Genomic DNA, 8,148 nt, shown 5'->3' with positions numbered 1-8,148 from the left:
GGATGGCAGAACAAGGCAGCATCGAGTCATGGATGACTCGTTGTTGCCGGTCACGTCACTCCGCAAAAATCTAACTCAGGCACACTTAGACTTTTCTTATTTTCGTACAACGGAACAAAAATTACTTCGGCTTTGCGCAAGAAGCCACTCACAGACCTACAACACACCATTTGGGCGGGCGATTTATTTCATAAACAAATCATCATTTGGCGGGCAGGTTCATGGAATTATTAACAGTTATCAACAAGCATGGATATTATTGAAACAAATCAGCATAGAAATGGAGAGTAAGATGAATAATAAGTACACAGTCGGAATCATAACAGCAAGCGACAAAGGTTCAAAGGGAGAGCGTGAGGATATCAGTGGAAAACGGATCAGAGAAATACTGCCGTCTGAAAAATACGAAATTATATCCTATCGGGTGCTGCCGGACGAGCAAAAAGAGCTGGAACAGGAAATGATAAGGCTTGCGGATGAATGTAAATGCAGCCTGATCTTAACGACAGGTGGAACCGGATTTTCCCTGCGGGATGTGACACCGGAGGCAACGCTTGCCGTTTGTGACCGGAATGCACCGGGAATTGCGGAGGCAATCCGGGCTTACAGCATGACAATTACGAAGCGTGCCATGTTAAGCCGTGGTGCAAGTGCAATCCGGGGGCAGTCCCTGATCGTAAATCTACCGGGCAGTCCAAAAGCGGTCGAGGAAAGCCTGACTTATATCTTAGATTCGCTGGAACATGGGATGGATATTTTGTTGGGGAGAGATGGGGAATGTGCGCGGAGAGGATAGCTGTGTGGTGCTGAATGAGGTATGTCTGCCGGTTAAAATTTGAGAGATATTTTTAAAATACTATTTTCAAGCTGAGAAAATAGTGTTATACTTATAAAAGAATAACGAGGGTGTTACTGGAGAGATTCCGTAATGCCCTTTTCTGATTCATATGGTTTCCCGTATTATAAGGCAGTTCAAAATTGATGTAGCAGGAAGTTAAGAGTTGCCTATGGTATATGGAATCTTTATAAGAATAATGAAAAATTTAGCAGAAAGGCTGGAAAAAAGATGATTACAGTAAATGCAATGGGCGATACCTGCCCGATTCCGGTAGTAAAAACAAAAAATGCAATCAAAGAGCTTAAAGGTTCTGGTGTTGTGGAGACACTGGTGGATAACGAGATCGCGGTTCAGAATCTGACGAAGATGGCAAAACAGAAAGGCTATGGAGTGAAGTCCGAGAAAATCGCAGAGGGACAGTATAAAGTGACGATGGAGATTGGAGATGGAGCAGCGGACCAGAGTGATGAAATGTCCGTAACAGACACAGAAAAAGAAACCTGTGCTCCGAATGCAATCCATGGCAACACGGTTGTTGTGATCTCTGCAGATCATATGGGTGAGGGCGATAATGAGCTTGGAAAAGTTCTGATCAAGGGCTTTATTTATGCGCTGACAGAGCAGGATGTATTACCGAAAACCATGCTTTTTTATAACGGAGGTGCAAAACTGACCTGTGAGGAATCACCGACACTTGAGGATCTGAAATCATTAGAGGCACAGGGCGTGGAGATTTTAACCTGTGGTACATGCCTTAATCACTATGGACTTACGGATAAACTTCAGGTGGGAAGTGTAACAAATATGTATGTGATTGCTGAGAAAATGACACAGGCAGGAAATATTGTAAAACCATGATTTATTTAGATAATGCGGCCACTACATTTCCAAAACCACCGGAGGTAGAACAAGCCGTCACGGAGGCATTTCATACACTTGGAAATGCAGGAAGAGGAGCACACGCGGCAACACTTGATGCATCTAGGATCATTTATGGAACCAGAGAGCGGCTTGCAGAATTATTTCACGCGGAAGATGCATCACGTATTGCATTTACCTGTAATGTGACAGAAGCGTTAAATATTGCGATTCAGGGTTTATTTGAACCGGGAGATCACGTGATCACATCGGTATGTGAACATAACTCTGTCCTGCGTCCATTGTATCTGATGGAGCAGCGGGGCGTGAAGGTCACATATCTTCCGGCAGATTTTAAGGGACGGATTTTGTATGATGAGCTGGAACGTGCATATCAGTCGGATACGAAAGCAGTTGTGATCACACATGCGTCAAATCTGACAGGAAATGTGACAGATTTAGAACGTATCGCTGCTTTTACAGAAAAACATCATCTTCTGTTAATTGTGGATGCTGCTCAGACCGCCGGAGTACTTCCAATCGATGTGCAGAAACAGAATATCGATGTACTCTGTTTTACCGGTCATAAAGGATTACTTGGCCCGCAGGGAACCGGAGGAATTTATGTGCGGAAAGGTGTGGATATCCGACCGCTTTTAGCGGGAGGAACCGGAGTCAAAAGTTACAGTAAAACGCAGCCGGAAGAAATGCCGACCGCGCTTGAAGCTGGGACATTAAACGGACATGGGATTGCCGGATTGTACGCTGCTTTGGGTTATCTGCAAAAAATGGGCATTGGTATGATCTATAAACGTGAGATGGCTCTGGCAGATCGGTTTTATAATGGCGTAAAAGATATTTCCGGTGTAAACATTTATGGAGATTTTACAACGGAAAACAGAGTGGCAGTTGTCTCATTAAATATCAGGGATTTAGATTCCGGCAGTGTAAGCGACTGGCTCTGGGAAGATTATGAGATCGCAGTCCGTGCGGGGGCACATTGTGCGCCTATGATGCATGAGACGCTTGGAACAAAAGAGCAGGGGGCAGTAAGATTCAGCTTTTCCCATTTTAATACGGATGAGGAAGTGGATGCTGCGGTGCGAGCTGTGCGGGAGATTGCGGAGAAAGCATGACGGAAAGAGTCTGCATAATAAGCGGCAAAGAAAAGAGGATAGATATGAGTTTGGGAAAAAGAAAGCTTCATGAACAGGTGAGGCTGCGTATTTATGGAGATGAGCTTATATTCGGACCTGGCATTGCACAAATTATGGAACTTGTGGAGAAAACGGGATCTCTTTCTGAGGCGTGCCGTCAGATGCAGATGGCATATTCGAAAGGCTGGAGAATTGTAAAACGCGCTGAAAATGAACTTGGCTTTTCACTTATGACCGGAAATAGTGGTGGAAAAGGCGGCGGCAATATGACATTGACAGAACAGGGAAGGAATTTCCTGGAAAAGTATCAGGCGATGGATGCGGAGTTAAAGAAGGATGCACAGACGTTGTTTGAGAAATATTTCACAAATTAATTTATAGAAAATGTCAATAACTCTCATCCTTTCAGGCATAAAACAGAGTGCGCACAGATCACGGAGGTGTAAGACAGATATGGAACAAAATCAGGAAAAAATCATATTTTGCAAGGGTGGCGGATGCACTGCAAAGCTCGGTGCAGGCATTTTAAGCAGAGTGTTAGAGCGTTTGCCGAAAGGTCCGGCAGATGAGAATCTTCTGATCGGATATGACAGCAAGGATGATGCAGCAGTCTATCGTATTTCCGATGATACGGCAATCGTACAGACCCTTGACTTTTTCCCACCAATGGTGGATGATCCGTACACCTTTGGAAAAATTGCGGCGGCAAATGCGCTCAGTGATATCTATGCGATGGGCGGCGAAGTAAAGACAGCATTAAATATCGTATGTTTTCCGGAGAGTATGGATTTGAATATTTTAGGTGAGATCATGCGGGGCGGCTCCGAAAAAGTCATTGAGGCGGGAGGAACACTTGCAGGCGGTCATTCCATTGCCGATACAGATGTGAAGTATGGACTTTCTGTCATGGGAATTGTGCATCCGGACAAGATATATCCGAATAATCAGGGAAAACCGGGTGACAAACTGATCTTAACAAAGAAACTAGGAGTTGGAATTGTCTGTACGGCAAACCGTGTAAAAGAGGCATCTGATGCTGCAATGGAAGCTGCAATTGATTCCATGACAAGACTGAATAAATCTGCTTCACATATATGCCATACATATGATATCCACGCATGTACCGATGTGACTGGATTTGGTTTCTTAGGACATCTGCATGAAATGATGGATGGGAAGTTATCCTGCCGTATTTTTGCAGACCAGGTACCTGTGATAAAAGAGGCACTTGATTATGCGGATGAGTTTTTGTTAACGGCGGCAGGTCAGAAAAACCGGAATCATGTGGGTGAATCTGTTTCATTTGAAAATGTCACTTTTGCAATGGAAGAGGTTTTATTTGATCCACAGACTTCTGGCGGACTGCTGATCGCAGTGCCAGAGAAGCAGGCAGAGGCACTTTTAGCAGATCTAAAGAAGGAAGGGCATCCGGCTGCCATAGTTGGGGAGATCCTTCCAAAATTTGAAAAGGAAATTTATGTGTGTGGATAATTGGAAAATCTGCCTGACGATTCATTACATTAAGATATTTTATAATAATTCCGGACAAAATTTAAATAGTGATATTGGCTCCAACATCACGAAATAAGGTTAGCAGGGATGGAGATCATGAGAGAAAAGAAAAATTACAGAATCATCACATTTCATACCACATCAGCGGCAATGGCAATGGAAAAATATTGCAATGAGAATTCCATCAAAGGACGGCTGATCCCGGTTCCAAGAGAACTTTCTGCAGGGTGTGGACTGGCGTGGAGAATGGAACCGGGAGATTATGAAGTGTCCGGTAAAGAAATTGAAAAATCAGGAATTGAGATGGAACAGAGTGTAGAAATATATATCTAAATAAAAAAATATCATTCTGTTGGAAAAGACAAAATGAGACTGGAAGCCTATGAAAAGGTAAATGGTATGAATATCGCAAATATTATGGGATGTGGTAATCAAAAAGGAAATCTTAGATCGACCAGACAGTATGAGTTTTCTGTTAATCTGCTGCCAAAGATTAAAGTAGAAACCGTTGTAACGGATGAACAGGCACCGGCGATCGTGGACGAGGTTGTAAAGGAGATTCAGACAGGAAACTTTGGCGATGGTAAGATTTTTATTTATGACGTAGAAGATGCGGTCAGAATCAGAACTGGTGAGCATGGTGGTGATGCACTATAAAATACGTCAGTATTGACTTGACAAAAATTATAAGTATGGTTATTCTTATAAAAGATAGCAATGTGCAAGCTGAATGAAAGATAGCCAATGTGGGTAGAGTCCCCACATTGGTTTTCTTTTTTTCTTAATGATAATTGTCTGAAAGGCAGATGAGAAATATTGAAGAAACCATTCATTATAGTAAGAGGCGGTGGCGATCTCGCCACCGGAACCATCCACAGACTCTGGTCGGCAGGATTTCCGGTTCTGGTTCTTGAAGCGGAATATCCGGCAGCGATCCGGCGTCAGGTAGCCATCTGTGAGGCTGTTTATGAGGGCAGTGCCACGGTAGAAGGCATGGAGGCTGTTTTGATCAAAGATGCTATAGAAGCAGAAAAAGTGATCGGCGCTGGAAAAGTTCCGTTACTGGTAGATCCGGACGGAGCAGCCATTGCAGCATTAAAGCCCGATGTGGTCGTTGATGCAATCCTTGCAAAGAAAAATCTCGGAACAACACGCAATATGGCAGCACTTACGGTAGGACTTGGTCCCGGATTTACTGCGGGGGAAGATGTGGATATCGTTATTGAGACAAAGCGAGGACATAATCTTGGCCGGATCATCCGTGAGGGATCAGCTATTCCCAATACCGGAATACCGGGCAATATTGGCGGCTATGCGGCAGAGCGTGTGATTCATGCAGGCGCACCGGGTATTCTTTATAATGTGCATAAGATCGGCGATGTTGTTGAACAGGGCGAGAAAATTGCGTATATCATGAATGAGGATGAAAATGCCAGATATTCGGTAACCGCCACGATCCCCGGTATTATCCGCGGACTGATCCGTGATGGATATCCGGTTACAAAAGGCTTTAAGATTGCAGATATCGATCCGCGCAAAAGCGAACTTTCGAACTGTTTTACCATTTCGGATAAAGCGCGCTGTATTGCAGGCAGTGTGCTTGAAGTTGTCTGTGCTTTTGACACTGACAATTTATCATAAAAAGAAAGGAGCATATGCTTCATGAAACTGATAAAGACAGAAGATGCAGTCGGTCAGGTACTCTGCCACGATATCACACAGATTATTAAGGGTGTTACAAAAGATGCGGTTTTCCGCAAAGGGCATATCATCACAGAAGAAGATATTCTGGTGCTTCTAAGTGTTGGAAAGGATCACATTTACATCTGGGAAAAAGATGACACGATTCTCCATGAAAACGAGGCAGCGCAGATTCTTTATGAGATGTGCAGAAATGACTACATGCATCCATCGGATGTCAAAGAAGGTAAAATTGAACTGATCGCGGATTGCGACGGACTGTTAAAAGTTGATAAAGAAAAATTAAAAAAGGTGAACAGTTTCGGGGAAATGATGATCGCCAGCCGCCATGGAAATACACCAGTGAAGGCAGGGGACAAGCTTGCGGGAACCAGAATCATACCACTTGTCATTAAAAAGGAAAAGATGGAACGCGCAAAAGAAATATGCGAGGATGCTCCTATTTTTACACTAAAGCCATTTCACAAGAAAAAAGCTGCGATCATCACGACGGGAAATGAAGTTTATCACGGAAGGATCGCAGATACTTTTACACCGGTCATCCGGGAAAAATTAGCAGAATATGATACGGAAGTCATTTTTCATGAGACTTTTGATGATGATAACGAAAAGATTACGGACGGCTGTCTTGCGGCGATCGAAGCAGGAGCAGATCTTGTGATCTGTACCGGGGGCATGAGTGTGGACCCGGATGATAAAACACCGCTTGCCATCAAAAATACCGGGGCAGAGATCATTTCTTACGGTGCACCGGTATTACCGGGAGCAATGTTTCTGCTTTCTTATTATAAAGAAAGCATTCCGATCCTTGGACTGCCGGGCTGTGTGATGTATGCAAAGCGTACGATTTTTGATCTGGTGCTGCCGCGCATTATGGCAGATGACAAAGTGACCGCAGAAGAACTTGCGGCACTTGGCGAGGGTGGACTCTGTTTAAACTGTGAACACTGCATTTTCCCGAACTGTGGATTTGGAAAAGGATGGTAGCAGTAGCATAAGCTACAGAGCAGATTTTGAAATGAGATTTATGGAAAGGCATGAGGAAGTATTTGAATGAAAGATCAGACAGGCAGAGAGATTGATTATATGAGAATTTCGATTACCGATCGCTGCAATCTGCGCTGTAAGTATTGTATGCCTGGCGATATAGAGACAACGGATATGGCGAATCTGCTGACATACGAGGAAATTGTAAAAGTGACAGAGACTGCCGTGTCACTTGGAATCCGGCATGTCCGTCTGACCGGTGGAGAGCCGTTAGTGCGCCGTGGCTGTGTAGAGCTGGTCAAAAAAATAAAAAATATATCAGGCATTGATACGGTTGGAATGACCACAAATGGGGTTCTGCTTGCAGAGTATGCAAGGACTTTGAAAGAAGCAGGACTTGATAGTGTAAATGTCAGCCTGGATACTTTAGATGAGACAGAATTTCAAAGACTGACGGGACGGAATGAATTAAAAGCAGTGTTAGCAGGAATCAGCGCGGCACAGAAAGCGGAAATTCCGGTAAAGATCAATACGGTTCATTATAAAAATCTGGACTGGAGAGCCGTTCTTGCTTACGCAGATGAAAGGCAGATACCGGTACGTTTTATTGAGATGATGCCGATCGGATATGGTGCAGATTATACCGGAAGATCCAATGAAGAATTGTTCCGGCAGATCGAGGACATATATGGAAATGCCTGTGCGATGGAACCAGATCGAAAAGTGGAATCTGAAAAAGCCGGAGAGCAGGAAGTTACAGTGAAGCTGCCATATAAAAACTATGGCGCAGGACCTGCAGTTTACTGCCATTTTCCGGGATTAAATATAGATGTCGGCTTTATCAGCGCCATACATCATAAATTTTGTAAGAACTGTAATCGTATCCGTCTCACCTCCGAAGGATATTTAAAATTATGCCTCTGTTATGAAAAAGGTGTTGATCTAAGAGCAGTCCTCAGGGATCCCCAAAAGGAACAGACCTTACAGAAAGTGATGAAAGAGGCAGTTTTAGAAAAACCTATGGAACACTGTTTTGAACAGATTTCAGAAATGACAGAGCATAAAGCGATGGTACGCATTGGTGGATGAAAGAAA

General features: G+C 43.8%; 10 protein-coding genes. All 10 read left to right on the top strand.

What is annotated here, in order from left to right; all coding sequences use genetic code 11:
- Window positions 1–292: 292 nt before the first annotated feature.
- Complete coding sequence (locus tag DW650_RS17890; protein WP_118210722.1) at window positions 293–796, top strand: MogA/MoaB family molybdenum cofactor biosynthesis protein; 504 nt, start codon at window positions 293–295, stop codon at window positions 794–796.
- Between the two features lie 270 nt (window positions 797–1,066).
- Complete coding sequence (gene yedF / locus DW650_RS17885; protein WP_118210721.1) at window positions 1,067–1,696, top strand: sulfurtransferase-like selenium metabolism protein YedF; 630 nt, start codon at window positions 1,067–1,069, stop codon at window positions 1,694–1,696.
- The gene (locus DW650_RS17880; RefSeq protein ID WP_118210720.1) at window positions 1,693–2,832 is read left to right on the top strand and encodes an aminotransferase class V-fold PLP-dependent enzyme; all 1,140 of its coding nucleotides are present in this window, start codon (window positions 1,693–1,695) and stop codon (window positions 2,830–2,832) included. The genes yedF and DW650_RS17880 overlap by 4 nt, the downstream gene beginning before the upstream one ends.
- Window positions 2,833–2,876: 44 nt before the next feature.
- Window positions 2,877–3,227, top strand: a complete 351-nt coding sequence (locus tag DW650_RS17875) for a winged helix-turn-helix domain-containing protein (RefSeq protein ID WP_117920694.1) — start codon at window positions 2,877–2,879, stop codon at window positions 3,225–3,227.
- Between the two features lie 79 nt (window positions 3,228–3,306).
- Window positions 3,307–4,344 carry a selenide, water dikinase SelD gene (selD, locus tag DW650_RS17870; RefSeq protein WP_118210719.1) on the top strand — a complete coding sequence of 346 codons (1,038 nt, stop codon included), beginning with the start codon at window positions 3,307–3,309 and terminating at the stop codon, window positions 4,342–4,344.
- 117 nt (window positions 4,345–4,461) lie between these two features.
- Entirely contained in the window at window positions 4,462–4,698 is a 237-nt protein-coding gene (locus tag DW650_RS17865) for a DUF3343 domain-containing protein (protein WP_118210727.1), read from the top strand.
- 33 nt (window positions 4,699–4,731) lie between these two features.
- Window positions 4,732–5,022 (top strand): P-II family nitrogen regulator, encoded by a 291-nt coding sequence (locus DW650_RS17860; protein WP_117920668.1) that lies wholly within the window; start codon window positions 4,732–4,734, stop codon window positions 5,020–5,022.
- Between the two features lie 156 nt (window positions 5,023–5,178).
- Window positions 5,179–6,006: a selenium-dependent molybdenum cofactor biosynthesis protein YqeB gene (gene yqeB / locus DW650_RS17855; protein ID WP_118210718.1), complete on the top strand. Its 828-nt coding sequence runs from the start codon at window positions 5,179–5,181 to the stop codon at window positions 6,004–6,006.
- A 21-nt stretch (window positions 6,007–6,027) separates the two neighbouring features.
- Entirely contained in the window at window positions 6,028–7,053 is a 1,026-nt protein-coding gene (locus tag DW650_RS17850; protein WP_118210717.1) for a molybdopterin-binding protein, read from the top strand.
- A gap of 66 nt (window positions 7,054–7,119) precedes the next feature.
- Window positions 7,120–8,142, top strand: coding sequence for a GTP 3',8-cyclase MoaA (gene moaA / locus DW650_RS17845; protein ID WP_118210716.1), 1,023 nt, complete (start codon window positions 7,120–7,122; stop codon window positions 8,140–8,142).
- The last annotated feature ends 6 nt before the right edge of the window (window positions 8,143–8,148 follow it).

It is taken from the genome of Roseburia sp. AM23-20, assembly GCF_003470905.1.
GTDB lineage: Bacteria > Bacillota > Clostridia > Lachnospirales > Lachnospiraceae > Roseburia > Roseburia rectibacter.
The sequence above is the reverse complement of the archived record's forward strand: the minus strand, read 5'-3'. Positions and strand labels throughout refer to the sequence as shown.

Bases quoted from the DNA above. Each gene is read 5' to 3' on its own strand.
- DW650_RS17890 (WP_118210722.1), top strand. From the start codon at position 293: ATGAATAATAAGTACACAGTCGGAATCATAACAGCAAGCGACAAAGGT.
- yedF (WP_118210721.1), top strand. From the start codon at position 1,067: ATGATTACAGTAAATGCAATGGGCGATACCTGCCCGATTCCGGTAGTA.
- DW650_RS17880 (WP_118210720.1), top strand. From the start codon at position 1,693: ATGATTTATTTAGATAATGCGGCCACTACATTTCCAAAACCACCGGAG.
- DW650_RS17875 (WP_117920694.1), top strand. From the start codon at position 2,877: ATGAGTTTGGGAAAAAGAAAGCTTCATGAACAGGTGAGGCTGCGTATT.
- selD (WP_118210719.1), top strand. From the start codon at position 3,307: ATGGAACAAAATCAGGAAAAAATCATATTTTGCAAGGGTGGCGGATGC.
- DW650_RS17865 (WP_118210727.1), top strand. From the start codon at position 4,462: ATGAGAGAAAAGAAAAATTACAGAATCATCACATTTCATACCACATCA.
- DW650_RS17860 (WP_117920668.1), top strand. From the start codon at position 4,732: ATGAGACTGGAAGCCTATGAAAAGGTAAATGGTATGAATATCGCAAAT.
- DW650_RS17850 (WP_118210717.1), top strand. From the start codon at position 6,028: ATGAAACTGATAAAGACAGAAGATGCAGTCGGTCAGGTACTCTGCCAC.
- moaA (WP_118210716.1), top strand. From the start codon at position 7,120: ATGAAAGATCAGACAGGCAGAGAGATTGATTATATGAGAATTTCGATT.